General features: G+C 52.5%; 24 protein-coding genes. 8 read left to right on the top strand and 16 right to left on the bottom strand.

Features of this window, described 5'->3' with window-relative positions:
- Positions 1 to 184: 184 nt before the first annotated feature.
- Together H7F08_RS09475 and H7F08_RS09470 are read left to right on the top strand one after the other, a co-directional pair.
- On the top strand, positions 185 to 2479 hold the full coding sequence (locus H7F08_RS09475; RefSeq protein WP_319803968.1) for an HsdR family type I site-specific deoxyribonuclease: 2295 nt from the start codon (positions 185 to 187) through the stop codon (positions 2477 to 2479).
- 4 nt (positions 2480 to 2483) lie between these two features.
- The gene (locus H7F08_RS09470; RefSeq protein WP_193640411.1) at positions 2484 to 2825 is read left to right on the top strand and encodes a M48 family metallopeptidase; all 342 of its coding nucleotides are present in this window, start codon (positions 2484 to 2486) and stop codon (positions 2823 to 2825) included.
- A gap of 66 nt (positions 2826 to 2891) precedes the next feature.
- Here the strand turns inward: H7F08_RS09470 and H7F08_RS09465 are convergent, their stop codons facing one another.
- Both H7F08_RS09465 and H7F08_RS09460 read right to left on the bottom strand, forming a co-directional pair.
- Complete coding sequence (locus H7F08_RS09465) at positions 2892 to 3326, bottom strand: TA system VapC family ribonuclease toxin (protein ID WP_031575198.1); 435 nt, start codon at positions 3324 to 3326, stop codon at positions 2892 to 2894.
- Positions 3326 to 3571, bottom strand: coding sequence for a hypothetical protein (locus H7F08_RS09460; protein WP_031575201.1), 246 nt, complete (start codon positions 3569 to 3571; stop codon positions 3326 to 3328). The genes H7F08_RS09465 and H7F08_RS09460 overlap by 1 nt, the downstream gene beginning before the upstream one ends.
- A 242-nt stretch (positions 3572 to 3813) precedes the next feature.
- On the opposite strand from H7F08_RS09460, the gene H7F08_RS09455 reads away from it, so the two are divergent.
- Positions 3814 to 4917: an AI-2E family transporter gene (locus tag H7F08_RS09455; protein WP_142086596.1), complete on the top strand. Its 1104-nt coding sequence runs from the start codon at positions 3814 to 3816 to the stop codon at positions 4915 to 4917.
- 1 nt (position 4918) lies between these two features.
- Complete coding sequence (locus tag H7F08_RS09450; protein WP_193640410.1) at positions 4919 to 6370, top strand: MDR family MFS transporter; 1452 nt, start codon at positions 4919 to 4921, stop codon at positions 6368 to 6370.
- An 8-nt stretch (positions 6371 to 6378) separates the two neighbouring features.
- On the opposite strand, the gene H7F08_RS09445 is transcribed toward H7F08_RS09450, so the two are convergent.
- The 7 genes from H7F08_RS09445 to htpG all read right to left on the bottom strand — a co-directional run bounded on the left by H7F08_RS09445 (position 6379) and on the right by htpG (position 13423).
- On the bottom strand, positions 6379 to 7194 hold the full coding sequence (locus H7F08_RS09445; RefSeq protein WP_193640409.1) for an outer membrane protein assembly factor BamD: 816 nt from the start codon (positions 7192 to 7194) through the stop codon (positions 6379 to 6381).
- 69 nt (positions 7195 to 7263) lie between these two features.
- Entirely contained in the window at positions 7264 to 7533 is a 270-nt protein-coding gene (locus H7F08_RS09440) for a hypothetical protein (protein WP_010638546.1), read from the bottom strand.
- A gap of 52 nt (positions 7534 to 7585) precedes the next feature.
- A complete protein-coding gene (locus H7F08_RS09435; protein WP_010638548.1) occupies positions 7586 to 7801 on the bottom strand; it encodes a hypothetical protein in 216 nt (71 codons plus the stop codon).
- A 146-nt stretch (positions 7802 to 7947) separates the two neighbouring features.
- The gene (locus H7F08_RS09430) at positions 7948 to 8502 is read right to left on the bottom strand and encodes a DNA-3-methyladenine glycosylase I (protein WP_193640408.1); all 555 of its coding nucleotides are present in this window, start codon (positions 8500 to 8502) and stop codon (positions 7948 to 7950) included.
- 66 nt (positions 8503 to 8568) lie between these two features.
- A complete protein-coding gene (locus tag H7F08_RS09425; protein WP_010638552.1) occupies positions 8569 to 9657 on the bottom strand; it encodes a TQO small subunit DoxD in 1089 nt (362 codons plus the stop codon).
- Positions 9658 to 9669: 12 nt separating this feature from the next.
- The gene (locus H7F08_RS09420) at positions 9670 to 11181 is read right to left on the bottom strand and encodes a PQQ-binding-like beta-propeller repeat protein (protein WP_031575220.1); all 1512 of its coding nucleotides are present in this window, start codon (positions 11179 to 11181) and stop codon (positions 9670 to 9672) included.
- A gap of 349 nt (positions 11182 to 11530) precedes the next feature.
- A complete protein-coding gene (htpG, locus tag H7F08_RS09415) occupies positions 11531 to 13423 on the bottom strand; it encodes a molecular chaperone HtpG (RefSeq protein ID WP_193640407.1) in 1893 nt (630 codons plus the stop codon).
- A 204-nt stretch (positions 13424 to 13627) separates the two neighbouring features.
- Here htpG and H7F08_RS09410 point away from each other — a divergent pair, with 204 nt between their 5' ends.
- The 3 genes from H7F08_RS09410 to H7F08_RS09400 are packed head-to-tail and all read left to right on the top strand — an operon-like array spanning position 13628 to position 15820.
- Positions 13628 to 14161: a universal stress protein gene (locus tag H7F08_RS09410; protein ID WP_075322914.1), complete on the top strand. Its 534-nt coding sequence runs from the start codon at positions 13628 to 13630 to the stop codon at positions 14159 to 14161.
- On the top strand, positions 14162 to 15076 hold the full coding sequence (locus H7F08_RS09405) for a sulfite exporter TauE/SafE family protein (RefSeq protein ID WP_024894937.1): 915 nt from the start codon (positions 14162 to 14164) through the stop codon (positions 15074 to 15076). It abuts the gene before it with no gap.
- On the top strand, positions 15077 to 15820 hold the full coding sequence (locus H7F08_RS09400) for a TIGR02186 family protein (RefSeq protein WP_193640406.1): 744 nt from the start codon (positions 15077 to 15079) through the stop codon (positions 15818 to 15820).
- Positions 15821 to 15856: 36 nt separating this feature from the next.
- Here H7F08_RS09400 and H7F08_RS09395 read toward each other — a convergent pair whose 3' ends face one another.
- From H7F08_RS09395 to H7F08_RS09385, 3 genes are read right to left on the bottom strand one after another with little or no spacing between them, the layout of a single operon-like run.
- Positions 15857 to 16597, bottom strand: a complete 741-nt coding sequence (locus H7F08_RS09395; RefSeq protein WP_010638561.1) for an HAD family hydrolase — start codon at positions 16595 to 16597, stop codon at positions 15857 to 15859.
- A 4-nt stretch (positions 16598 to 16601) separates the two neighbouring features.
- Positions 16602 to 17600, bottom strand: a complete 999-nt coding sequence (locus H7F08_RS09390; protein ID WP_010638563.1) for an aminoglycoside phosphotransferase family protein — start codon at positions 17598 to 17600, stop codon at positions 16602 to 16604.
- 31 nt (positions 17601 to 17631) lie between these two features.
- Positions 17632 to 18141 carry a hypothetical protein gene (locus H7F08_RS09385; protein ID WP_075322911.1) on the bottom strand — a complete coding sequence of 170 codons (510 nt, stop codon included), beginning with the start codon at positions 18139 to 18141 and terminating at the stop codon, positions 17632 to 17634.
- Between the two features lie 313 nt (positions 18142 to 18454).
- Between H7F08_RS09385 and H7F08_RS09380 the strand changes: the two genes are divergently transcribed.
- Positions 18455 to 20065 carry a cation:proton antiporter gene (locus tag H7F08_RS09380; protein WP_031575232.1) on the top strand — a complete coding sequence of 537 codons (1611 nt, stop codon included), beginning with the start codon at positions 18455 to 18457 and terminating at the stop codon, positions 20063 to 20065.
- 32 nt (positions 20066 to 20097) lie between these two features.
- Here H7F08_RS09380 and H7F08_RS09375 read toward each other — a convergent pair whose 3' ends face one another.
- The 4 genes from H7F08_RS09375 to H7F08_RS09360 are packed head-to-tail and all read right to left on the bottom strand — an operon-like array spanning position 20098 to position 25892.
- Positions 20098 to 21231: an MFS transporter gene (locus tag H7F08_RS09375; protein ID WP_193640405.1), complete on the bottom strand. Its 1134-nt coding sequence runs from the start codon at positions 21229 to 21231 to the stop codon at positions 20098 to 20100.
- Positions 21228 to 22742, bottom strand: a complete 1515-nt coding sequence (locus H7F08_RS09370) for a GMC oxidoreductase (RefSeq protein ID WP_193640404.1) — start codon at positions 22740 to 22742, stop codon at positions 21228 to 21230. Before H7F08_RS09370 ends, H7F08_RS09375 begins: the two co-directional genes overlap by 4 nt.
- A 4-nt stretch (positions 22743 to 22746) precedes the next feature.
- Positions 22747 to 23532: a glucose 1-dehydrogenase gene (locus H7F08_RS09365; RefSeq protein WP_010638581.1), complete on the bottom strand. Its 786-nt coding sequence runs from the start codon at positions 23530 to 23532 to the stop codon at positions 22747 to 22749.
- On the bottom strand, positions 23529 to 25892 hold the full coding sequence (locus tag H7F08_RS09360) for a glycoside hydrolase family 15 protein (RefSeq protein WP_193640403.1): 2364 nt from the start codon (positions 25890 to 25892) through the stop codon (positions 23529 to 23531). Before H7F08_RS09360 ends, H7F08_RS09365 begins: the two co-directional genes overlap by 4 nt.
- Between the last annotated feature and the right edge of the window lie 41 nt (positions 25893 to 25933).

The raw sequence follows: 25933 nt of genomic DNA, 5'->3' as shown, positions 1-25933 counted from the left end.
CGTGGGCTCGGAGATGTGTATAAGAGACAGGATTTATGCTCCAGAGAAAGTCCTGCAGCTTTTTGCAGGGGTGAAATTTATCGATGGCATACCGGCTAACCTCACCCTGCCGGATGATCAACAGACCGCCGCCTGATCTATGTCAGAAAATGCTCATACACCAGATTTGACTATAGCTCATACGGTGCGGCGGAATATCTTCAACTGGAAGAATGAGGAGGTCGGCAAGCTGGAGGCCAAGGTGAAGAGCTTCTGTGCCATCCCGCAGGTGCTCGCCTTCCTGAAGGATTACATCGTCTTTGCCGAGAAGGACGAGGAGCTGAACAAATACATCCTGCGCCAGCACCAGACCGGCGCGGTGGAGGCGACCGTCAGCCGCGCACTCGATCCCAGGCGCACGCGCGGCCTCATCTGGCATACCCAGGGCAGCGGCAAGACCTTCACCATGATCAAGGCGGCGGAGCGGTTGTTCCGCGCGCCCGGGGCGGACAAGCCGACCGTGCTGCTGATGATCGACCGCAACGAGCTGGAAGACCAGATGCTCAAGAACCTCGCCGCGCTGGGCTTAAGCAATCTGGAGCACGCCAGCAGCATCGCCCGGCTCAACCAGCTCCTGCGCGACGACTACCGGGGCATCATCGTGACGATGATCCACAAGTTCCGCGATATGCCGGCGGACTTGAACACGCGCGCAAACATCTACGTCCTGATCGACGAAGCCCACCGCACCACCGGCGGCGATCTCGGCAACTTTCTCATGGCTGGCCTGCCGAACGCGACCTTCATCGGCTTCACCGGCACGCCGGTGGACAAGACGGTGTATGGCAAAGGCACTTTCAAGACCTTCGGCTTCGAGGACGACCAGGGCTACCTGCACAAGTATTCCATCGCTGACAGCATTGAGGACGGCACCACGCTGCCGCTGTACTACCAGCTCGCGCCCAACGAAATGCTGGTGCCGCACGAGACGCTGGACAAGGAATTCCTGTCGCTGGCCGAAGCCGAAGGCGTGGCCGACATCGAGGAACTGAACAAGATTCTCGAACGGGCGGTGCACCTGAAGAACTTCCTCAAGGGCAAGGAGCGGATTCAGCAGGTGGCGCAATTTGTCGCGGAGCACTATCGCGCGAACGTCGAGCCGCTGGGCTATAAGGCTTTCCTGGTTGGCGTGGACCGCGAAGCCTGCGCGCATTACAAGCATGCGCTCGATCAGTTCCTGCCGCCCGAGTATTCCGAGGTCGTTTACACCGGCAGCAACAACGATTCCAAGCTGCTGAAGGAATTCCACCTCGACCCGAAGCGGGAGCGGCAGATTCGCAAGAGCTTCGGCAAGCTCGACCAGATGCCGAAGATCCTCATCGTGACCGAGAAGCTGCTCACCGGCTTCGATGCGCCGGTGCTTTACGCCATGTATCTCGACAAGCCGATGCGCGACCATACCCTGCTGCAGGCCATCGCCCGGGTAAACCGCCCCTACGAGAATGAGGCGCAGGAGATGGCGAAGCCGCACGGCTTCGTGCTCGATTTTGTCGGCATCTTCGACAAGCTCGAAAAGGCTCTGGCCTTCGACAGTGAGGAGATCAACGCCATCGTCAAGGACCTGAAGCTGCTGAAGGTGCTGTTTAAGAACAAGATGGAGGCCGAGGCGCCGAAGTACCTCGGCCTGATCGAACGCAACTTCAACGACAAGGACGTCGACACGCTGATCGAGCACTTCCGAGACCCCGAGCGACGCAAGGAGTTTTTCAAGGAATACAAGGAAATCGAGATGCTCTACGAGATCATCTCGCCCGATGCCTTCCTGCGGCCGTTCATTGACGACTATGGCACCTTATCAGCGATCTATCAGGTCGTCCGCAAGGCCTACACCCGAACCGTGATGGTTGACCGCGAGTTTCAGGCCAAGACCAACCACCTGGTTCGGGATCAGGTCGGCAGTTATGGCGTGGGCGGTTTGGGCGAGATGGTCGCGATCAACGGTAATACCATCGAGCTGATCAAGAACAAGCAGGGCGGGGATGGCACCAAAGTCATCAACCTGATCAAAAGCATTGAAAAGCTGGCCGAGGAAAACAGTGATGACCCTTACCTTATCGCCATGGCGGAACGTGCAAGGGCAGTGCAGGAGAGCTTTGAGCAACGCCAAACCAGCACGGCCGAGGCCCTGGCCGAATTGCTGCGTGAAGTGGAAGGCAATGAAACGCGGAAGAAGGAACAGGCCGAAAAGTCTTTCGATGGCCTGACCTATTTTGTCTACCGCAGCCTGCTCGACGCGAAGATTGAGAACGCGGAGGCGGTCAGTCGGAAGATTCGCCACGCCTTCACCGAGTTTCCGAACTGGAAACGCAGCGAAAACGCTTTCCGAGAACTCCGCAAAAAAGTGACCTTCGCCCTCTTCGCGGAATCGGAAGACCTAGACCGGGTGACGGCGATGGTGGATGAGTTGTTTACGCTGCTGGAAAAGGCGGACCGGATTTAGCGCAATGATGGCAATCGATCACAAAGGCCAGTTCAAGCAGCGCGTCCGGCTATGGGCCGACAAGCTGGACGTCAAGATTGTCTGGTTGGGGGTGCGGCCGATGCGGAACAAATGGGCCTCGTGTTCCACTGCAGGTCATTTGAATTTCAGCGACGAACTACCCGGCTTGAAACCCGAACTGTGGGACTACGTGATCGTCCACGAGCTGCTCCACTTCTCTGTTCCCAATCACGGAAAACTTTGGAAAAGCCTGATGCGCGCGCATTTAGGCGAATATGAGGTACAAGAGGGAGAGTTAAGGCGCATCGCGGGCAACCAAGCCCCGCAGCATACGCGCTTCGATTGAATTTCTATGGCATCTTGAAAATGCACAAATCTGCGCCAAATTTTGCCCAAGTGAACATCTTTCAGTTCATCTGCCTGGAATCATGATGAGATGTTCCTCACGGGCGGAGTGCAAAACCTTATGCTGAATGCGCCGGTCGAAGGTCGCAAAGCATCCATCATGGTCCACCGCGAGTGCGAGCAGATAGACATCAGTAATTTGGCGGTGACCGATTACCTTAGTCCAGTCCAGTGAATTGTTGTGGAGCAGGTCGAGACTGTCGGGCCAGAAAGCGTGAGACCGGGAATCGGTGGCATCGGTTAGCCGCCCGGCGATATCCGCAATAGGCAAAGCTCCAGGATAGCCGGGTTGTGAGAGGATACGCAGGCAGCCGTTGACGGTAATCGGGCAGGTGGCCCAGCCATCACTCTGCTGTGCGAGCCAATGATGGGCAGCGCGGTGGTGGATGTGGGCGGCGTCGAGCAGAGCAATCAGTACATTGACGTCGAGCAGGGCGCGCATCAGAGGCCAGATTCATCGCGCAGCCGGTCGATAAGACTATCGGTGACGAGCCGGTTATTAGCTGGAATGGGGCGGAAGCCATTCACTACAGTGGTTTCTGGCGGCGTTGTGGATATGGGGAAATGGCCGGTAAACGCGACACGCAAAAGTCGGGATACTGCTGCACCTGCACTGATATGCTCACGCCGCGCCAGTTCACGTGCGGCTTCAAGCACATCGTCTTCGATATCCAGTGTAGTACGCATGAGACAGTCCTTCGTCGTGTTGGATGATCTGATGTTTTGATGCTATATCATCGTCTCCGAAGTCGTCAATAATAATCATTAAACACTTCAGAGCGACACTGGCATCAATATCCCGGTTCAATGCGGTTACTTTCCCTCTGCCTTCCGGCACTCGGCCGCACGCACTGTCGGCGCGGTTTTATGACGCTCCAAAATGCAGTTTCAGGCATAATGGAAAAGATATTTCAGACGAGGGCAGCATTTTGACGGATCGTGCTCAATCCGTGCAGCGTTGGTTACCGATTTTACTGATTGCTTTTGCATTGATTTGGATATTGCAGGATTTTTGGTCAGCCTTGGCCTGGTCGGCGGTGCTTTCTGTGGTTTTCTGGCCTTTTGTGGCGCGCATACCGGGGCGATGGCGACCTTTGGGCGCATTGTTTTTTGCACTGACTGCGGCCAGTTTGATTCTTTTGCCGCTGGCCTTTGTGATTTTAGAAATGCTGCGCGGTCTGCATTTGCTCGGGCCATGGATTTCTGGGGAAGAACTATCGCATTGGGCTCTACCCGCCTGGATGAGTCAGCATTTGCCGCTCATTTTACTGGATCCGTTGCGGCATTTGTGGCGCGTTGCTACAGGTTGGCTTGGCGCATTTTTACCAGGAATCAGTGCAAAAAGTGTCCTTTTGGCCCCGCATTTTACGGGATTGCAGGTTCTTAGTGGCTCGGATGCGTTGCTGGCGCATGGGCAAATGGTGCTGAATGTTCTTGGCGGTGCCGAAGATACGGCTTTTAATGCCAGTCTGGCGTTGCTGCTCCTGTTTTTCTTTCTGTTGCATGGCGAAACGTTGGCTCAGGGACTGGCCGAACGGGTGACCGGACTGGCTGGTGCTGAAGTGTGGAAAGTCGTTTCCCGTGGTCTCGATATTTTGCGAGGCACTTTCTGGAGTGTCGTGATTACCGGTCTGTTTGAAGCCCTGTTGTTTTGGGCCTTATATGCCGCCTGCGGAGTACCGCATGCCTTGATCTGGGGGACGGTATCCGGGGTGTTTTCCGTGATTCCCTTTGGTGCTTCGGCAGTATTTACCGGTGTGACCTTATGGGTCTGGTTGGCCGCATCTGAACCGCTGCTGGCATTGGTGATATTTATTGCCGGTAATATTATCACCACTTTGGCAGATAATTTGTTGAAACCGTTACTCATCGGTGGTCGTTCAAGAATGCCTTTCATGCTGATTTTTATGGGACTCATTGGGGGACTTTCGGTGCTGGGTATTTTGGGCATTTTTGTGGGCCCGATGCTGATGGGCATGTTGATGGCCTGGTGGCAGGGGTGGAAGCGTGATGACGCAGAGCAATCGAGCTGATATGCAGGACATAAAACCAGACACTATCGATAACGAGAAGAATTTTCAGCTGGATTGGTCGGCGCGGCTGATGTTTGTAGCTATTCTGTCCTCCATTTTTCTCGCGGCGATGGATCAGACTGTTGTTTCGACCGCCTTGCCGACTATTGCTCGTGACCTGAATGGCTTGGCTAAATTGCCCTGGATTGTCACGGCTTATCTGCTGACCTCCACGGTCTGTTTGCCGGTGTATGGCAAACTCGGTGACTTGTTGGGCCGCAAATATTTGCTGCAATCCGCTGTGTTATTATTTCTGGCCGGGTCAGCCCTTTCGGGATTGGCCCAAAATATTGATGAACTCATCCTGTTTCGTGCCTTACAGGGTATTGGTGGTGGCGGCTTACTGGTAACCGCCATTGCCTCTATTTCGGATTTTATACCGGTAACTCAAAGAAGCCGCTATCAGGGGCTGGTCGGCGCTGCTTTTGGTTTGGCCACTTTAATTGGCCCTTTTCTGGGTGGGTTTATTGTGGAGACGTTGAGCTGGCGCTGGATTTTTTATATTAATGTGCCCATTGGCATATTTGCTTTGCTGGTTATTGGCACCGCCTTTCCCAAACCTCTACGTACGGCTGAATGGATTATGGATATCTGGGGAACCGTTTTGCTGATTACGGGATTAAGTGCGCTGGTGTTATTTGCCAGCGTGGCAGGTCCGATATTGGCCTGGAATTCTCCCGAATTATGGTTGATTTTGGCGATAGGCTTGGGTAGTTTCGCCGGATTTTTCATCTTTGAAAAACACCATCCTCAACCATTGCTGCCACTGTCTTTTTTTAACTTCCGGACGTTTACGCTAAGTGTCATCCTGTCTTTTTTTGTGGGTTTGGCCATGTTGGGTTCCATCAGTTTTTTACCCATTTATCTCCAGGATGTTCGCCATTTTTCACCCACCATGTCGGGACTCGAATTGTTATATCTTTTGGTCGGAATGTTGTCTATGTCCATTATGGCCGGGCGGCGGATCAGCCATAAACAGCGTTATCGAGAATTTCCCATTATCGGTGCGCTGCTGATCACGGTTTCTTTGGGTTGGCTTTCCAGGCTCGGTGAGCAGACCCCGATGTGGCATATCGACGCTGCCTTGGTGTTGTTGGGTCTTGGTCTTGGCATGACCATGCAGGTATTGGTGTTGTCCGCACAATTGGCGATTCCGCATAAAAATCTCGGAGTGGCTACTTCGACGGTTACCTTGTTTCGCTCCATGGGCGGAACCTTGGGCGTAGCTGCATTTGGCGCCGTTTTTTCCGGATTAATGGCCGGTGTGGCGTCATCTGCTGAACACGCTGCCATGATTGTTCAGACCTTGCGTACAGATTTTCTGATAGCTGCCAGTTTTAGTCTGGCGGCATTTGTCGGTGCCTGGTTTCTGGAAGACATGCAAATTCTTTTGAAAAAACGTCAGGATCGTTAAGTTCTATGTTAACCGGCGGCGGCTGTACTGGCTTTGGGTGCCTGTTCCCAAAGTGAGCGCAGCCTTTTGGTGAATCGTCCCTGGGGATAGTTGGCATGTAATATGGCCGCTGTGGTCCGTGCTTGCTGGTTCAAATCCAAATGCAGGTAGGATTTAGTTAAATAATAGAGCGCTTCTTGACGAGCCGGGCTGAGTTGATAATCAGTGATGACCCTGCTGCAGCGATTGGCGGAAGCCACATAAGCATCGCGAATATAATAAAACTTGCAGATATTCAGATTACGCTGGCCGAGAATGTCGATAATTTTGGCAATGTGTAGTCGGGCACTGACTGCGTATGGTGTCTTGGGAAAGGTTTTGGCCAGATAGGTGAACGTGTTTAATGCTTCATAGTCGGGAGTAGGGGTATATTCCGGACCCTCAATGCCTTCATATTCGGCAAGAGCCTTCAGATAATAAGCATAAACAACATGTGGATTTGCGGGATGTGCCTTGATAAAAGCCGAGGCCGCTGCCGCTGCCGCTTTGGAATCGCCAGACCGGTAATAAGCGTAGGCAGTATCCAGTTGGGACTGCTCTGAATAGGGGCCGTAGGGATATTCTGTCTGCAAATTTTCAAATTGCCGGATGGCTCGATCGTAATCGCCCCGATGCAGAGCTTCCTGGGCCGGTCTGAACATTTGCGCAACGGGTGCTACGTGTATGTGCTCGCCCTTTTTATCGGGTGTGCTGGCGCAACCGGACAAAGACAAGGTCATCAGCGCAGAAATAAAAAGAAATGAAGATAAGGTGGTTTTGTAATTACGAATGGTAAGCGGCGGCATCTCTGGTTCACTATTATTCAGGATCAACCAGTATGACGCCGACAATCTGCCAGAAGTTCCCCGGCTGCCTTAAATGGGTGCAGGCTCTTGGGCAGAAGCGGTTACCGGAACCATGGATTCAGCGGCATCAATGACGCCACGTTCGGTTTCGAGTACATCTCCCTTGGCGCGTTCCCGTTCTACCAGATTAATCAGACGCGCCACCTGAGCCGGTTTGACGGCCAGATATTCGGCAATGGCCTTCATGTCTTCTTTCAACTGTGCCTGAATGGAATTAATGCCTTCCCGGCGGTTGATGATGTCTTCAATGGCCTCACGGGCCTTGTGATCAAGTTCCAAAGTTTTCCTCTGCAAATGGTGGATGGTAGTCGCGCAGCAGTTTATCACGATCTCATATTTGTGGACGCTGATCTTGGGGCGTGACGGGATCTTGTGCGCTGGCCGGTAGATACTGCACTTGCTGGACTGCGACAGTTTCCATAACTGAGCTTGGGCCGGGCTGATAGTGCTTATCCTGATGGCCGAGCCAGACTCCGATGAATGCCCCGAAGACAATGATTCCCATGGTTTTGGTCCAGAGCTGCAGAGTAGAATGATGCGTAATCATGATAAGCCTCCTTACGGTTACTGTATATAAATACAGTAACCCGATAAAAAGGAAAATGCAAGCCTTTCTGATGACGCCAAGAACAACAGGCGAGGAACAACGGAGAAAAATGCACCCACGGCAACTGCTGTTTTTAGGATTATGGACTACAAACTTTTGAAGCAGTCGGTGCTGTGATCATTGACCATGCCGACAGCTTGCATATAGGCATACATGATGGTCGGACCGACGAAACGCATACCGCGTTTTTTGAGATCTTTGGATAGGTCATCCGATATTTCGTTACGGACGGGTACTTCAAGCATACTGCCGGGACGGTTGATCAGGGGTTGACCATCGACAAATCGCCAGACGTACGCATCAAAAGAGTCGAATTCTTTTTGAATGGTGAGGAAAATACGAGCGTTATCGCGTGCTGCATAGACTTTCAGGCGATTGCGGATAATTTCCGGGTTGTTTAAAAGCGTTTCCAGCTCTGTGTCCGGCATCCTGGCCACCACTTCAGGGTCAAAGTGGTGAAAAGCCTGACGATACGCTGCCCGCTTTTTGAGGATTGTGTACCAATTCAGCCCGGCCTGGCTGCCTTCCAGAATGAGCATTTCAAAAAGTTGCCGGTCATCATGGACGGGAACACCCCATTCCAGATCGTGATATTGCACATAATCTGCTTTGTCGAGAGGTACCCACGCACAGCGTTGCATACAAAAATCCGTTCGGGGAGAAACAAACAGCATCGTCTCCCGCCGAACGGTTCGCGTCAAATGCCTTTAATGAGCGGCGATTTGTGCGCTTACTTCCGCTTTCTGACCATTGATGTTCAGTACTTGCAACTGGTAAGGACCGGAACTGGTATTGATAAAGCCCGTACTGCTGACCGGCAGATGCAACATGGCTTCTGCACCCAGACCTGCCTTCAGGCCCAGAATTTTATCCGGAGCAATTTGCTGGTAGGCAAAATCATTGTGAATGTCTTTGGGGTTCAGGTGGGAAAGCTGCTTGCCATCCCAGGACTCCACAACTTTGCCATTATAATCCAGCAGACGGATGGCAATAATATGCGCCGGTACGGAAGCCGTTCCTGCATCAATATACATATGCACATCCACGCGACCATCGGGCAAAACCCGCACATCGGTCATTTTGACATGGTGGGCCTTCACGCCGGTAGGATCGCCATGGAAGGGGGTGATCACTGAGCCACGATAGTAAGAATAGGTGGCGACAATGAAAATAACCGCAATCCAGAACAGGGTCAGGGCCAGCTTTTTGAAAGCGCCGTCAGACAGGGGCAGGGGTAAGCTGCCTCCCAGCCAGCGAAACCAGCCTTTCTGGGCCAAGGCCGGATTGCGTTTCATCATCCAGTTGTCAATGGAGTATGCACCACCGCCAACGAGGAGCAGGGTGATGCCCATGCCGAAGTTGGATGCCGCCATGGTCCATTCATCAATACAGGTAGCCCCTTGCCATCCGAACATCAGCATCAGTGAGAAAGAAAGACCCAAGGTTAAAAAAGCCGCGAGGCGGGTCATGAAGCCGGATAACAACATCAATCCGGAAATGAGTTCAACCGCGCTGAAAATGATGACTCCCGCATACAACAGGACAAAGTGGTGTAGTAAAAAGGCTATCAGATGATTCAAGCCAAGAATCGCTCCCGGCATGGCGGTTTGAAACTTATAGGCCATCCAGTGTCCGGCCGGATTGATTTTCTGGGGGCCATAAATGAAGCGGCGGGAGCCACCACCCCAGTAAATCCAGCCCTGGACAAAACGCACGGCGAGCATGCCAATGGCCAGTATGCGCCACGAATGTTGCGTGGCTTGATCGGTTGCTGCAGATTTCATGGTCGTTGCCATTCTTGACTCCTGTTAAGCCTTGTTGGCGTTGAATTGCGGGTTGACGTCCTTGACCGGTACGGCGTTGATCCAGTCCCACGAGTTACCCAGGTACATGGTGCCTCCGACAATGGTGGGATTCACGATGCCGAAGCGACCCCCGACATGATATTCGTGAACCATCTGCCCCGTTTTAGGCTGAATGGCATAAATATCCGGTCCGGTAGAAATATAGAGCATATTTTCATAGTACGTCGGTGCACCACGTCCTGCTCCGGCAGGACCAGGATTGGGTACGTGCCAGGTCCAAGCCACTTTACCGGTATGCAGATTCATGGCCTCATAGGTCGAGGTGACAGGAGAACCGACATAAACCATCCCATCATGAATCATGGGAACCCCGCCCTTGAAGGCCGGAATCTTGGGGCCACGTCCCATATTGTTTGTCCACAGAACTTGTCCGGTATTGGCATTAAAAGCCCGAACCAGGGTTTCCATGGTGGGTTTGCCATCCACCATTTTGGGGTTGGCCACGGTGTCCATGACGACAATACCGTTATCGACAACGGGGGATACATCGCCCATGCCGGTGTTGACGGCACCGGGAATTTCACCCTTCCACAACACCTTGCCGTTATTGATATTCAGTGCATAAAGACCGGGGATGACGGACATGGAGACATAGACATGGTTTTTCCAGACTACGGGGCTGGACATGTTGGCTATGCCCCCTACATGGGTTTTCCAGATGGCCTTTCCGTCCGTAGAGTGAATCCGGTAAATATTACCGTCGCCGGTGCTGATGAAAAGCGAGTGGTCTGCATAGGCCGGGGTGGGCATGGCATCACCCTGGGTCTTGAAACTCCAGAGTAGCTTGCCATCTTTACGATCCAGGCAGAAAATCCCGTTATAGCTGATATCCTTTCCGCGTCCGGCCTGCTTGGGATGCTTGGAGTACTCCATGACATTGGCAAAATTGAAAGACACGCTACCCGCTGATAGATAGACCTTTTTGCCGACGACCAGAGGATTACCCATGAGGGTATTGGCTACCGGGCTGCTCCGCCAGATCAGCTTGCCAGTTTGAGCATTGACGGCATAAGCGAACATATCATCGCTTTCCGCATACACGACCCCTTTGACCACCGAAACGCCCAGAGCATTTCCATAAAACTGGGTTTGTACCGGGAGTGCTTCCTTGATGCCATCCACTTTTTCGCCGTAGGGATGGTTATCATTGAGCGGCCAGGCCCGGGCTTCAGGGAAATTCCAGCGGACGCCATCACGAATCCAACGGGGCGCGTTGTGCGCAACAGGGAATCCGGCATTGTGCTGAGGGTTTCCATAGGCGTGGGTCCACTCTGAAGGACCGACCTGATCATTGGCCTGTGGCGCATTTTGCGGTAAATATAGCGTCGCAAAGGGACTTTGGGGGTCCAGGGTATTGTTAATGGGATCCTGGGGAACCTGATTGGTCTGCGCCCAGGCGGTCCCGGAAATCAAGATGCTGACTGCTGACCATATGACTATCTTGCGGAATTTCATCACTTCTCCTCGCGCGTTGAAAATGTGAAGCAACCTCGTTGTAAATTCTCTCATGAGGTGTGCTGAATAATTAGAAAATTCTAATTTGTTAATGAATAATTCAGTATCATCATTGAGTTACTGAACCCTAAACCTCTCGATATAAGATATCAATAATATAAATGTAAAAAATTGAAACATGGTTACATATGATTACACTTGATATCTTAAAAATAATTTAACGATGGTGTTTTTTGTGAATTAAAAAAAGGGGTCTTCTTTTGAAGAAAATAGGCAAATAAAAAAGCATCACCTTCGGTGGATTAGAAGGTGATGCCATGACCGTTGAACAAAAGGGTCAGTGGGTTTATCAGCCTGCCAGGGCGAGCATTAACTGGTTGAGACGGGCCACAAAACCAGCAGGATCATCCAGTTGTCCGCCCTCGCTCAAAATCGCCTGATCCAGTAACAGAGATGACCACTCGGCAAAGCGTGACGCATCTTTTTCACTTTCTATGCGGGTTAACATAGGATGGGTAGGGTTGATTTCCAGGGTGGGCTTGGTACTGGGTACTTCGTGTCCAGCCTGCTTCAACAATTGCTGCATATACAGGGCCATGTCCCGTTCGCCCAGGACCATGCAAGCAGGAGAACTGGTCAGCCGGTGGGAAACCCGAACCGCTTCAACCCGATCACCCAGCGCATTTTTGATACGCTCCACCAGACCTTCTGCGGTTTTCTCGATTTCTTCCTGAGATTTGCGTTCTTCTTCGGTTTCAATGCTACCCAGATCAAGCGCGCCTTTGGCTACAGAACTCAGTGCCTTGCCTTCAAATTCATGCAGGTGGCTGGTCAACCATTCATCCACACGGTCACTGAGCAGTAATACTTCAATACCTTTTTTACGGAGAAGTTCCAGCTGCGGACTGTTTTTGGCAGCAATAAAAGTATCCGCAGTAATGTAATATATTTTGTCCTGACCTTCGCGCATACGGCCCATATAATCAGCCAGGGAAACATTCTGGGTTTCAGTGTCTGAATGGGTGCTCGCAAAACGTAATAATTTCGCGATTTGTTCGCGATTGGCAAAATCTTCACCAGGACCTTCTTTCAGTGCCCGTCCAAACTCATTCCAGAAGTTTTGATATTTTTCGGGTTCTTTTTCAGCCATTTCTTCCAAAAGGCCCAGTACCCGTTTGATGGAGCCCGAGCGCATCTGGTCAATGACCCGGTTGCCCTGAAGAATTTCGCGGGAAACATTCAGGGGGAGATCGCTGGAATCAATGACGCCGCGTACAAAGCGCAAATAACGGGGCAGAATCTGGTGTTCGGTATCGTCCATGATGAAAACGCGCTGCACGTAAAGCTTGATGCCGTGCGTTTGATTGGGTTCCCAAAGATCAAAAGGTGCCTTGCCGGGAATGTAGAGCAGAGAAGTATATTCGAGGCGACCTTCCACCCGGTTATGCGCCCAGGCCAGTGGATCAGCATAGTCATGGCTGACGTACTGATAAAATTCCTTGTATTCCGCATCACTGATTTCAGACTTGGAACGTTGCCAAAGTGCAGAGGCTTTATTGACGGTCTCCCAGCTATCGCCGGGCTTACCATCTTCGCCCGCTTTACGCATCAGAATGGGTAGGGGAATATGGTCTGAGTATTTGTTGATAATGCCGCGCAAGCGCCAGAGATTCAGCAGGTCCTGGCGTTCATCTTCGCGGATGTGCAGCACTATCTCGGTACCGCGCTCTGGTAAATCGACGGTTTCGAGGGTGTAGGCGCCTGTCCCATCGGACTCCCAGCGCACACCATGTTCTACTTCCATGCCGGCTCGACGGGTACTCAGTGTTACGCGGTCGGCGACAATAAAGGCAGAATAAAAACCGACGCCAAATTGCCCAATCAGTTTGGCATCCTTGCTTTGATCGCCACTCAGTCTCTCAAAAAATTCTTTGGTTCCCGACTTGGCAATGGTTCCAATATTGGCAATGACCTCGTCGCGGTTCATCCCGATGCCATTGTCGCGGACAGTTAAGGTGCCTTGTTCAGCATCAAAATCTACCTCCACTTTCAGTTCGCTGTCTCCCGCAACCAGACTGGGATCCGCCAAGGCTTCAAAGCGCAGTTTGTCACAGGCATCAGAGGCGTTGGAAATCAGTTCACGCAGAAAAATCTCTTTGTTTGAATACAGAGAATGAATCATCAGATGCATCAGCTGATTGATTTCAGTCTGAAATTGTAGAGTTTCCTTGTTGGTGGTCATTATCTCTCCTTCGTATAGACAAGTAGTCTGAGCAGCTATCATTTCAATAGACAGACTGGAAGTGGGGCCTGCTTCATCGAGAATCAAGAGTACTTATAGACTGTTCTGCCGGGGCCATGGACTTTACGCATTGAGCTTGCCGCCTCGACAGGCATAGGGCCATCCTCTAATATTGATGAAATCTCTCAACATTGTAGGTTGTTTATGTCAGATCCAGTCCTGTTGACGGCTATTGATGGATCACAAAATGCCTTGCTGGCGGCTGCTGTGGCGGCGCGGTTTTCACGTCTTCTTGGAGCACGTCTCGGGCTGGTGACTTCCCTGCATGTGACCAAGGATCCACTGGGTTTTGGCGGGGGACTGTTTTCCCGTGACCTGACGGATCGACTACTGGCAGAAGCCCGTCTTGAGGCGGAGAGTAATCTGCGCGCTGTTGCCGAACGTATCGAAGAACATTGTGATATTGGGCTGCCAGAATATTTTCTGCTGGAAGGGGATCCCGAACAGGAAATTCCGCATCTGGTCCAGAGTCTTCCGGAAACAATCATGGTGGTGGTAGGGCAGCGTGGTTTTGGCACGGAAAGTAAACCGCGAGGGTTACCCCATCTTCTGGGGGGACTCGGTGCAAAACTGAGTCTGGCATTGGCGGTTCCGGTATTGCTGGTGCCGCCTGATACGAACATCGATCAACTGTGTTCTGCGGTGTTTTGTTCCGATCCGTCGCAGGGAGACCGCTGAGTGGAATTGTTCCTGCCTATCGCGCATATGGACGTGAATATCTGGCTGATTGTCAGCTTTGGTTTGGCGGTGGGTTTCCTGTCAGGATTGACCGGAGTGGGTGGAGGTATTTTGATTACGCCTCTGCTGATTTTTATCGGGGTCCCGCCGCTGGTTGCCGTGGGTACCGGGGCGGCCCAGATTGTCGGTGGGTCGGCCATTGGCAGTTATGCACACTGGCGCATGGGTAATGTCGATATGCGCATGGCTTTTGTCCTGTTGGCAGGAAGCTGGACGGGGGGGCTGATCGGTGTACACATTGCCCGGATTCTGGAGGCGGGTGGCCACTTCGGTCTGGTGGTGACTTTTCTATATGTCATTTTGCTGGGTGTCATCGGTACTTCCATGTTGATTGAATCGCTGCTGGCTTTGCGTGGTCGGCATGGGCATGCATCCCAAAAAAACCGGACAAAAAATCAGTCCATTCTGCAGCGCCTTCCGGGACAAATGGATTTTCCGGTTTCAGGGCTGCGTCTTTCCTTTCTGACCCCGGTTTTACTGGGTTTTGGCGTGGGCTTGCTTACCGCGCTGATGGGGGTTGGAGGTGGTTTTGTGATGGTGCCCATCATGCTTTATGTATTGAAAATGCCCACCAAGGTGGTAGTAGGTACCTCATTGTTTCAATTGCTGTTTACCACGGCTGAAGTAGGTATTTTGCAGGCGGGAATGAATCATGCCGTAGACCCTTATCTGGCTCTGGCTTTGGTTTTAGGTTCTATTTTCGGCACGCAATTCGGGGCGCGGGCCGGAGCGCATATGAAGGGGGAACAGCTGCGTCTGGTGCTGGCCCTGGTGGTCGTGGGAGTGGCTATCAAGATGGGGTTGGGATTATTTATTGCGCCCGAACACATTTTCAGCATGGCGCGGGTTGTTTAGATGCTTTATCTGCGCCTGATGCTCATGCTGCTGACTATGGGTGCTGCCATGCTGGCCGAAGCGTCTACGCCCCTGGTGGTGGCTACCAGTACGGATAAGGTGAACGTGACCAGCCATTTTGTCGGGGAAAATCTGCTGGTGTATGGTGCCATCACGGGTCCGGGGCAGGTCATTGTCATAATGCGTTCGCCCGACAGCACTGAAGCCATGCAGCAAAAAACCCGAACCGGACCAATCTGGCTGAATGGTGCAAAGGTAACGGTGACCAGGGCTCCGGGTATCTGGCAGCGGCTTTCTTCGGCCCCGGTCAGGCACATTCTGCCTGATGATACCCTGCAGAAACTGGGATTAACCCTGTCTTCGCTGGTAGATAAAGCCCGTTTTGATCCCGAACCCGATCATTTGGATACCTGGCAAAGAGCCTTTCTGGATGAGAAAATTCGCTACCGCAATTACGTGGTGGATCCCGCTGGGGTCACTCTGAAGCAGGGGTTATTTTCGGCGAAAATCAGGCTGCCGGCGTCATTGCCTCTGGGTCATTATCAATTGCTGACTTATTTGGTCCGGCAGCAACAGGTGGTTGCAGTCCGCAAGCAGCAGATTGATGTCCGCCAGGTCGGTTTTCAAGCGTGGATTGCCCGTTTTGCCAGAGAGAACAGCTGGGTCTATGGCATTGTTCTGACTATTATTCTGGCAGGATTGGGCTTTGCTCTGGGTATCCTCATGCGTCGCCGTTCAGCTTAATGCTTCAGCCTAAAACGGCAACTGCCGTTTTTAGGGTCAGTTGTCTGCATGTTTTTGCGCCAGAAAAGCCACGCCATCCAGTACCTGATAAAAGTCGTGGGCGAAATAATCCGGCTGAATATCGTTGTAGGATTTGGCCCCCTGGTTGGAATCTACAAAAATGGTTTTCATCCCGGCCTGCTGCGCGCCATAAATATCCCGAAACATGTCGTTACCCACATAAATGGCCTGATGTGGCGCTACTTCGAGTTGTTCGGCAGCCATTTGAAATAATCGGGAATCAGGCTTGCGATATCCGTAATCACCGGAAATGATGCGAATGTCGAAATACTTTTTGATATTCAATGCGCGCATTTCGGGCAGAGCAAAACAGCGTTGGGCATCGGAAATGAGGGCAAGCTGGTACTGTTCCTGCAAGCTTTTGAGCGTTCTTTTGACGCCTTCATAACGTTCCAGGCGGGTTCTGGAAATGCCACGATGCAGCCGCGCCAGTTCCTTGGCCAATTTTTCCCTGCCATTCAGTGGCTTGCTGTTTTCCTGAATAAGAATGGTATGCCAGATGGCTTCTACATCAATTTCCGGATAGCGTTCGGTGGATTGGCGTTTGCGTTCTTTCATGACGGCGAAATAGCGTTCGCGCACTTCCCGACGATTCATGAAAACCCGGTGATAAGTCAGATAATGAGAAATTCCTCGATAAATTTCCTCCATGTCTTCATTGGTTTCTATGTTGATCAATGTGCCATACAAGTCAAAACAGACAGCGCGAATAGACATGAGATTACCTCCTTAGAACAGAGAGTGCAGCATGAACCAGAATTTGACTGTAACGCCAGTCCAACCAGGAATTACGGGCGATGCGTAACAAAGTCATGCCCATGTAAAAGGGAATTCTCCGGGTGATGGCTGCAAATGCCGCCTGTCGGTCGGGGAAATGGGTGCTGTATTCCCAGAGAAAATGACCGATGAAGGGCTCGGCCTGCTCACCATGATGGTTGTTGCGCAGGAAATGGTGTTTGATTTCACCGGCAATCATGCCCAGGTCGTAGACGCGGTCAGCGCGCTTCATGCGCTCGAAATCAATGGCAATAATGGTTCTGGGGTGCGCAAACAAAAAATTGGATGGAGTGGCATCGCCATGAATCAGAACCGCCTGATCGCTCCACATACAGGGAGACTTCTGCCACTGATCGCGAAATCCATAAACTTCGCGCATTTGTGTTTCGGTAATGCGGTGGCGACGCTGCAGACGCGCCACGATTTTATCAAAGTAGGGAAACTGGGTATGAAAGTGAACTGTCTCAGCGCCGGCCGTGTGGTTATGTAACTTGGCCAGAAACCAGGCGAGATCAGTGAGACGGGCATAAAGCAAATCTTCATGGTGTTCAGCAAGACTCTGACTCATAACACTCGATAATGATTGACCGGGACAATATTCTTCCACGACCAGACTATTCATGTGGCGGGCGATGCCAAAAGCCTGAGGAATATGAAAATGCTTATGATTAAGACCGATGTTGCGCAAATAATGCAGATTTTGCCATTCATTCCAGGCTCTTTCCCAGGCGTTTTGGGGATCTTTACCCGGACGCTGAAAAAATTTCCCGATCACCTTTTGCTGAGAATGAGTTTCTTCATACAGAAATACCTCATTGGAAGCAGGAAACTGAAATACCCGAAAATTGCGGACCTGATCATTTGGCAGTATTTGCGGATATACATCATCGCGTAAATAGGCAAAAAGTGGATCCTGAGGGTTCAGTCGTCCGAGATATTTCACAATATCTGCTCCATTCTGTTGCTCTTACAGTTCATGGCGGTGGCTCCTGAAGGGCGGGATGCAGCTCTATGTGTTCAATAGTCCAGCCTGGTTCCAGTCTTGCCAGGGTTGGGGCGATGTTGTCCATCATCTCACGACTCAGATCTTTCTGTACCGTCGGTGAATGTGAAACCTGATTCAAGTCTGGAAAGGCCATGAAGGGATTGGCAATCAGGCTCTCAAAATGGTTTTGGGCGTCATGTAGAGGCTGCCAGGGTCCGTGCCCGTGAAGAATGGCAACAGGATGAATGGTCAATGCTTTTTCAGAACCATCAGCACTGCGCACCATCACCCCGAAAGAACCCAAGTCCAGAGTTTTTTTCATCGGCCTGGGGATATTTGTTTTTTCGGGTACCGGTTTTTCAGGAGTTGGACTGACGGCTTGCGTGGATAGCGGAATATTGAGGGCAATGCCAATGACAATGGCTGTGCTTATCAGCGCGATAATGACCACCAGAATCCAGGTTTTTTTCCTGGAAGGGGCGGGTTTGCGTGGGGCCAATGTTCATCACTCCTTTGCGGAATACCCGGATGTTCCAGGCTATCAACTGATTTGTATCATGGTCTGCGGCCTGAGACCAAACCAGACAATACGACGTGCAGCCTAAAGTTGCTGAAAAGTCCCCGGGTCAACCGTAGTTTTTAGTTTTAAGCCTGTATTTATAGTTTCTTTTGGCCCCCCTCAATGATCTGCACGATGGGTATGACATGAAGGGCTATGAACAGTCCTGCGCTGTGTCTGGCTTGGGTAACTGAGACCAGTTACACTGATTCAGGATAATAGTCGCCAAAAAACACTCAGTGCGTGGAGAACCATGATTCCAGAAACTGCCGTTTTGTTACTGTTCGTGGTTGCCTCATTACTTTCGTTAATCGCCAACCGTTTACATTTACCTTATACCGTGGCCCTGGTGCTTGGCGGCCTGGCGTTGGGTGCGTTGCATCTTTTTCATACCCCGGTACTTACCCATGACCTCGTTTTCAACCTTTTTTTGCCCGGTTTGATTTTTGAGTCAGCCTATCATCTTTCTGCCAGTGCGATGTGGCGGGATCGTCTGGCCATTTTTGGTTTGGCTGTACCCGGTGTGTTCCTGTCTATGGTGGTTACTGCCTATGTATTTCTTTGGGCTTCTGAATACTTGCCGCACCTTTCCGGTGCTGTCATCCCTCTGGCCGTAGCCTTGGTGTTCGGTGCGGCTGTAGCCGCTACGGATCCAATTTCCGTAGTGGCCATTTTCCGCAAGTTGATGGCACCAGAACGGCTGACCTTCATGATTGAAAGCGAAAGTCTTCTCAATGATGGAACCGCCATAGTTTTTTTTAGTCTGTTTCTGACCCTTGCCGAGGGAAAATCCATCTCCATCACCCATCTGGGCATTGATTTTGTCAGTGAAGTTGGCGGAGGGGCGCTGCTGGGTTTGATCGTCGGCTGGCTCAGCTCGGAAATCATCAAACGTATTGGCGATGGAATGGTCGAAATCACCATCACTATTTTGGCCGCTTATGGCAGCTTTCTGCTGGCAACCCAGTTGGGTTACTCGGGTGTGATTGCCACAGTCGTCGCGGGACTGATATGTGGGAACTACGGGGCGCAAAAAGGCATGACGGCATCTGTCCGGATGGCTGTCAATACCTTCTGGGAATATATAGGTTTTGCACTAAATTCCCTGATTTTCCTGCTGGTCGGTTTGACCATTAATCTGCTGGATTTAATGCATATCTGGGCGCTTGTGCTGGCAGCCTATGTCGCTGTAACCATTGCCCGAGCTGCCGTGGTCTATGGTATGGGCGCGTTGTTGAGCCGGACCCGCGCAAAAATCCCTCTGAATTGGAATTTTGTACTGATGTGGGGAGGGATTCGTGGAGCCCTTTCTATGGTTTTGGCGCTCAGTCTGCCTGCTGGCCTTCCACACCGGGAGTTGCTCATTAATCTGGTGTTTGGAGTGGTATTATTAACAATCCTCGTGCAGGGATTAAGTATTTCTCCCTTGGCCAGAATGTTGAAGGTGCTGGGCAAAAGCGGGGCAGATCAAAATACGGAAATACAGCGCCTACGGATTTTTTTAGCAAAGTCTGATCTGCTTGAACTCAAAAAGCTGGGAGAGGAGGGGCTTCGGGATCAGCGCGCTCTGAATGTATTGAAAGTCGCCCTTGAAGAAGAGCAGAAAGAAGCTACAGAACAATTACGGCAACTGGACAAACCGGACAACAACATTATGCAAGGCGATTTTGTGCGCTTGTATCGTCGCATTCTCCTTGCCCGTAAGGAAAAAATAAATCAAGCACAGAGAGAAGGATTGTTGAATGAAATCAGTGCAGAACAATTACTTGTCGATATTGATGCGCAGTTGCTGGAAATAGCTTCTCAACCGGAAACAGTATTTGCGCGGATGTCTGTTGTGAAGGAGGAAAGCTCAGTTGCGTGAAGAGTTTTTCGCAATATCGGTAGACGCCCTGCTTATTGCTGCCGGCTATTGCGCCAGGCCAGCCAGAGCAGTGGGATCGCCCATAGGGCGGAAAAAGTATAAATCTGATTCAGTGAAATGAAATGTTGCAGTGGTCCCAGTCCGGTAGAGCCGATGCCTTCTCCAATCATCAGCGCTCCAACCAATAGTCCAGCCATTTGCGTGCCTTCCTTGCCGTGTGCGGCTACGCCGAAAGCCATGCTGTAGGGGTAGTATATACCGCAAGCCGCACCGGCGAGGGCAAATGCCAGTAACAGCGCCGTTGCACTGAGCAGATGGGGGATGATGATAAAGCAGGCTGCCATACCGATAGGCGCCAGGCGATAAACCCAGCGTCGGGAAAGAAAGCGGTCGGGAATACTGCCCAAAATGAACCGGGCAACGGTCATGCCTCCCCAGAACAGTGACAGGGCCAGGGCGCCGGTCGCGGCGGGAAGATGGCGGTCGACACTGACCAAAACATTGGCCCAGCTGCCAAAGCTGCCTTCACAGATCGCATAAATCACTACTGCAAAAGCGAAGGGCATCATGGAGCGTCTCCAGGCACGTAAGCCGCCCAGTTCGTGCGTATCTGTATCCTCCGCGAGTGGAAATAAGAGTAGAACGAACCAAAGCAAGAGAATGAGGGCAGGCCAGGCCACCCAGCTCAACCAGCTTTGTGCGCCAGTCAGAATCATGGGCGATACGGCAGTTGCTCCGCCAATGACGGCATTCAGAATGGTGACGGCCGCCGCCGCAGCACCCGCAAAAAGCAGGGACGCAGCCCGATTGATGGCGGCATTGGTCAAGCCGAACCCGATGCCGAGCATCAGTGTTTCAGCCAGCAGCAACAGGACAACGAACAGCCCGGAACTGAAAAAAGCCGCTACGAGTAAAGCCATGGCAACGACATTGATAAGAGCTCCCAAACGAAACAGCCCCTTGCTGCCCAGGCGTTTATGAATGGCTCCCGCACTCAAAGCCGCCAATATGGCGCCGATGATTTCCGGAAAATACAACATGCCGTAAGTAGCATTACTCATATCGTAAGGTGCGCTGCGCAGGGTGGTACCCAGTGCTGGAATCAGCACAAAAGCAGCTCCCTGCAAAAAACCGGCAATATAAACGGCACTGAGACCGCGTTTCACAGGGCGCCTTTGGCATGCTGAATAATATGCGCGCTGACGCGCAAGGCATTGGCCATGATGGTCAGCGAGGGATTGATCGCACTAATCGAGGGCATAAAGCTGGCATCCACCACATACAAATTGTCCAGATCATGGGCCTTGCAATGAGGATCAAGAACATTGTCGGCAGGATCTTCGCCAAAGCGGCAGGTTCCGACCTGATGGGCGGTGGCAGAAATATCCATGGCCTGAAAAAATACGCCCATGAACCCGGCCTTATGCAGAATCTCCCGCCATTTCTGGCAGAGGCGGCGATGACTTTCGCGGTTTTTGGGGTTCCAGGCCAGACAAATGTTGCCATCGGTATCCAGAGTCACCCGGTTGTCGGGATCAGGCAGGTCTTCGGTGGTCAGCCACCAATCTACGGAATGACTGGCCGTCCAGGCGCTGATGGGAATCGGCATGAGCGGCCGCTGCGCATGGAGCAGGGCCGGTGTGACCTTTCCCAGCCCCTGAATATGCCCCAGTGGATAAGGATAGTCCGGGTCTCCGGAGTCTTCATAAAAATCGTTCAAAGCCAGGGTTTTCTGAAAAATGCTGCGATTTTCCCGACCCGGTTTAATAGCCATGCAGGCGCTATTGAGATGGCACATATAATTGCGCCCAACCTGATCACTATGGTTAGCCAGTCCGGAAGGATATTTTTCCGATGCAGAAGCCAGCAGGAGAGCCGCACTATTGACCGCTCCTGCAGCCAAAACCACCAGCCGGGCCGTAAAGCTTCCCTGATCAGTCTCGACAGATTCCACCGTTTTGCCATTTTTACCATGGATCAGACGGCGCACCCGATGGCCGGTCAGCATCCGGACATTACTGTGTTGCAATGCGGGGCGGACACCGCACACTTCCGCATCACCCTTGGCATGGAGCATACAGGGAAAGCCATCACAAGTCGGGCAGCGCACGCAGGGGCTTTGTTCAGGTTCATCGGCCAAACGGTGGAGTGCCAGGGGCAGGGGAAAGGGGTGATAGCCCATCTCGCGCAGAGCCTTATCCACCAAAGCGATATCTTCATCATGGGGAAACGGGGGGTAGGGATAAGCTTTGCGGGGGGCTTCAGTAGGATCGGCACCGGCCTCGCCGTGCGTGAAATACCAGGATTCGGCCTCATCATAAAAGGGTGCCAGATCATTATACGTGATGGGCCAGGCTCGGGTATCGCCACCCTGATGCTGGCGAAGCGCAAAATCCTTGGCGCGGCGACGCAAAACGGCTGCCCCGTAAAACTTGGTGTTGCCGCCGACATGATAGCCGGTGACCGGTGAGAAGGCTTTGCCGTCCTGATCATGCCACTGTTCATCGGTATGATAGCGGTGTTCGCCGAAAACTGTCTGGGGATCCCAGTTTCCCCATTCACGGGGTAAATAATCGCCGCGTTCAAGAATCAGAATTTGTAAACCAGAGTCCGCCAGGGCACGGGCCAGTGTTCCGCCACCCGCACCGCTGCCGATAATAATGACATCGGCATCCATAGTGTCATCCTCCGTGGCGGAAATCCGGATAAATCAACATGCCCCCATCTACAGCAAGGGTCGTGCCGGTGATGTAACTGGCGAGATCACTCGCCAGAAAAGCCACGACATTACCAATTTCCCGGGGCTTGCCGAGGCGACCCATGGAGATTTTTTTGTCGAGATCTTTCAACGACTGAGGATCGCTCCACACCGATTCGTTGATGGGTGTTTGAATGGCACCCGGGGCAAGGGCCACCACGCGAATGCCTTTGTCTGCGGTTTCCTGGGCCAGGGTTTTGGTGAACATGGATAATCCCGCCTTGGCGCTGGTGTAGGCACTATAGCCTTCCCAGGGAATGAATTCGTGCACCGAAGTAATATTGATGATGACACCGCCCTGGAGTTTTTCCATGCGCGGAATGGCTGCCCGGGCACAATAATAAGGACCGAGCAGATCAACGCTCAGTACTTTCTCCCAGATTTGCGGGTCATCATCTCCCACCAGGGCACGCGGCCCGTCCATACCAGCATTGTTGACCAGAATATCCAGGCCCCCAAAAGCCTGCTCGATTTGCTGTACCAGTTTTTCCACTGCGGCCGGATCAGAGATGTCTGCCTGGAATGATTGCGCTTTGCCGCCTGCCTTGCTGATGCTGTCGACTACGGCATCGGCCTCATCCTTGCCCTTGCGATAATGGACCGCCACTTCTGCGCCCGCTGCCGCCAGGGTTTCCGCAATAGCCCGTCCCAATCCACCACTGGCACCCGTGACTAAGGCCCGTCGTCCCTGCAAATCAAGATGAATCATGCCAAAGCTCCTGTAATATCCAGATGAAAATTTTCTCCGATCCAGTCTCCGCTTTCCTGCCAACGGATGGTGAACTGAACACTTTCTCCCTCGCTTAACGGTTTCAGGGGCAAAATTGCTACATGACCCAGTTCCCAGTCTTCCGAGTGGAGATCCTGCACATCCTGCCAGCCATTAATACCCCAATGAACCGTAAAGGGGGCGCGAAGCAGCACACGTAACTCCTGACCTGCCGGTAATTGCCGAGGCCTTTGCCGCAAGCGCCAAAGGCGGTAGTCAATATCCGGTTTTTTCCCTTGATAGCGTTTCCAGGTGGCTGCAGGCCGGTCTACGGGCTCCCCTTTTATGAAGCTGTGACACAGTTTGATATATTCACCGTGGGCCCAGACCAGTGGCATGGCGGAACCACTGGGGTGGCCCGGTTCCAGACCTTTTTCCGGAATCGGGTCGGCTTCCCAGATTTGTTCGGGGAGTAGGCCGCCTTTCCCGGTCATGGCGGCCATGGCTTCAATGTAGGGCAGGGCGCTTTCTCCAGCGGCCAGCGCGTAATGGCCGCGCTCTCCAACCAGCAATGGCCAGCCACGACCAATTCCGGTGCCATCAAAAGGGCTGCCATCCTGGTGTTCTCCGTAGCCATCCCCATTATAACGATGCCATACCGGACCACTGGGGGTGTCGGTTTTGAGCAGGGCATCCATCACCCTGACGGAGGCAACAATGTGAGGATCTGCAGCGCTGCGCAGTCCATAACGCACCAGTTGCAGAAAATCATTGGCTACCTGCTCGCTGGCGGGAAGATGCGGATCATGCGCCCGATTTTTGATCAACACCCATTCATCCTTGGCGCCATCCTGAACCAGCACATCTTCCGGCGTAATTCGCACAAAATAACCGGGTACCTGATGCTGTTTGGCCAGATCCGTATCCTTGACAAAGGTCCAGTCTTCCAGTCGTGCATTCCAGTAGTCCGCCAGCATCAGTGCACATTCAGCGGTTTTACCGCCCAGTAATTCGGCACCCTCTACCAGCGCTGCAATGGCGACTGCCAGCGTAAAAGTATTGACGCCGCCATCTTCTTCCCAGCGATCCTGTCCGGTTACCGGGCCTTCGTGGGCAATAAAGTGCAGGGCACGCTGGACCATATCGGCTACGGCAATGTCTTCCAGGGCGTTATGCTGGCGGAGCAGCGCGGCCAGTAAAACGGGAAACCCGGTTTCATCCAGTTGAACACCTTGCCAAAATGGTTTGCCACCGAGCCACTGGTTTTGCAACCAATGACCATCAGCCTGCTGGGTGCTGATGAGATAAGTCAGCACCTGTCGGGCTTCTTGGGTAGCCCCCATGGCGACCAGGGCTCCGGCGCTTTCGACCAGGTCCCGGGACCAGACCAGATGATAGCCGCCGCGACTGGTACTGGCTTCACCCCAAGGCACCGAAAGGCTGGCGACCAGCGCGCCGGGAAAAGTCCGGTCTTCATGGACCTTCAGAATATTTTTGGAACGGGCATAAAGAGTTTTGGCCGTATTGGGAAGTTTGCTGGCGAAATTGCGGGGGCGGGGATGCTTTTTGTGCCAGGCCTGCCACAAATCCGTATAACTGGATGACGTGGCCTGGAAACCATTCGCCAGCGCGCTCCAGGCATTGGTCGCGGCGGCTTCTTTGCTGGAGCCCAGTCCTAAAGCCAGAGTACCCTGACGGGGCATTTGTCCGGCTAGGGCAACTTCACCGGGTCCGGCTTCCCCGTATTCCCAGAGCATGCGTCCATGCTCATGAAAATCCTGCCACAAGTCGCTGGCGCCGACTTCCCCAACGCTGCAGCGTTCCAGCGCCGCGTAACCGGCGGCATTCCGGCAGGCGAGAGCCAGTCCGAACGGACCCTGTTCTGCCCACAGTACCTTGCGACCTTCCCAGTTACCGACCCAGGCCCGATTGTTTTCGGCATCTTCCCCGAGTCGCGCTGAACACAACAGATAGGGGCGGAGACTGGAATCTCCTTCCAGCTGAAAATCGATGAGCAGCACATCACGGTCAGGATCGGCACAGACCTTGATAGTAAAGTCAAAACGCGCGTGATGATGGCGGATGATCGGTAGCGGTACCTGCGGATCATCCAGTTCCAGAGCCGGCTCTGGCAGGGTTTTCAGTTCCTGCCAAAAGCCTTGATCATCGGCAATGATAAATCCGAGATCACGCACCTGCGGAATATCAATGCGCGGATAAAACACTTCGGTAATGATGCCGCTGCCGGTGGTGAACCACAGCTTGCTGGTGCCCAGTGCTGTCCCTACACAGGACTTCTGGGCGGTAGACCATACCGGATGACGCCATTGTGCTGCCGGTGCCTTACTGACTGATTCCATTTAATCACTCCTGGATGGATGAATGTCTGCGGATTTCTAGT

This window comes from Acidithiobacillus sp. HP-11 (assembly GCF_015100075.1).
Classification (GTDB): Bacteria; Pseudomonadota; Gammaproteobacteria; order Acidithiobacillales; family Acidithiobacillaceae; genus Acidithiobacillus; species Acidithiobacillus thiooxidans.
The sequence above is the reverse complement of the archived record's forward strand: the minus strand, read 5'-3'. Positions and strand labels throughout refer to the sequence as shown.

Coding starts and splice junctions, on each gene's coding strand:
- H7F08_RS09410 (WP_075322914.1), top strand. CDS start 13,628: ATGTCAGATCCAGTCCTGTTGACGGCTATTGATGGATCACAAAATGCC.
- H7F08_RS09445 (WP_193640409.1), bottom strand. CDS start 7,194: ATGCCGCCGCTTACCATTCGTAATTACAAAACCACCTTATCTTCATTT.
- H7F08_RS09435 (WP_010638548.1), bottom strand. CDS start 7,801: ATGATTACGCATCATTCTACTCTGCAGCTCTGGACCAAAACCATGGGA.
- H7F08_RS09450 (WP_193640410.1), top strand. CDS start 4,919: ATGCAGGACATAAAACCAGACACTATCGATAACGAGAAGAATTTTCAG.
- H7F08_RS09460 (WP_031575201.1), bottom strand. CDS start 3,571: ATGCGTACTACACTGGATATCGAAGACGATGTGCTTGAAGCCGCACGT.
- H7F08_RS09370 (WP_193640404.1), bottom strand. CDS start 22,742: ATGGATGCCGATGTCATTATTATCGGCAGCGGTGCGGGTGGCGGAACA.
- H7F08_RS09430 (WP_193640408.1), bottom strand. CDS start 8,502: ATGCAACGCTGTGCGTGGGTACCTCTCGACAAAGCAGATTATGTGCAA.
- H7F08_RS09400 (WP_193640406.1), top strand. CDS start 15,077: ATGCTTTATCTGCGCCTGATGCTCATGCTGCTGACTATGGGTGCTGCC.
- H7F08_RS09470 (WP_193640411.1), top strand. CDS start 2,484: ATGATGGCAATCGATCACAAAGGCCAGTTCAAGCAGCGCGTCCGGCTA.
- H7F08_RS09360 (WP_193640403.1), bottom strand. CDS start 25,892: ATGGAATCAGTCAGTAAGGCACCGGCAGCACAATGGCGTCATCCGGTA.
- H7F08_RS09380 (WP_031575232.1), top strand. CDS start 18,455: ATGATTCCAGAAACTGCCGTTTTGTTACTGTTCGTGGTTGCCTCATTA.
- H7F08_RS09420 (WP_031575220.1), bottom strand. CDS start 11,181: ATGAAATTCCGCAAGATAGTCATATGGTCAGCAGTCAGCATCTTGATT.
- H7F08_RS09395 (WP_010638561.1), bottom strand. CDS start 16,597: ATGTCTATTCGCGCTGTCTGTTTTGACTTGTATGGCACATTGATCAAC.
- H7F08_RS09425 (WP_010638552.1), bottom strand. CDS start 9,657: ATGGCAACGACCATGAAATCTGCAGCAACCGATCAAGCCACGCAACAT.
- H7F08_RS09465 (WP_031575198.1), bottom strand. CDS start 3,326: ATGCGCGCCCTGCTCGACGTCAATGTACTGATTGCTCTGCTCGACGCC.
- H7F08_RS09365 (WP_010638581.1), bottom strand. CDS start 23,532: ATGATTCATCTTGATTTGCAGGGACGACGGGCCTTAGTCACGGGTGCC.
- htpG (WP_193640407.1), bottom strand. CDS start 13,423: ATGACCACCAACAAGGAAACTCTACAATTTCAGACTGAAATCAATCAG.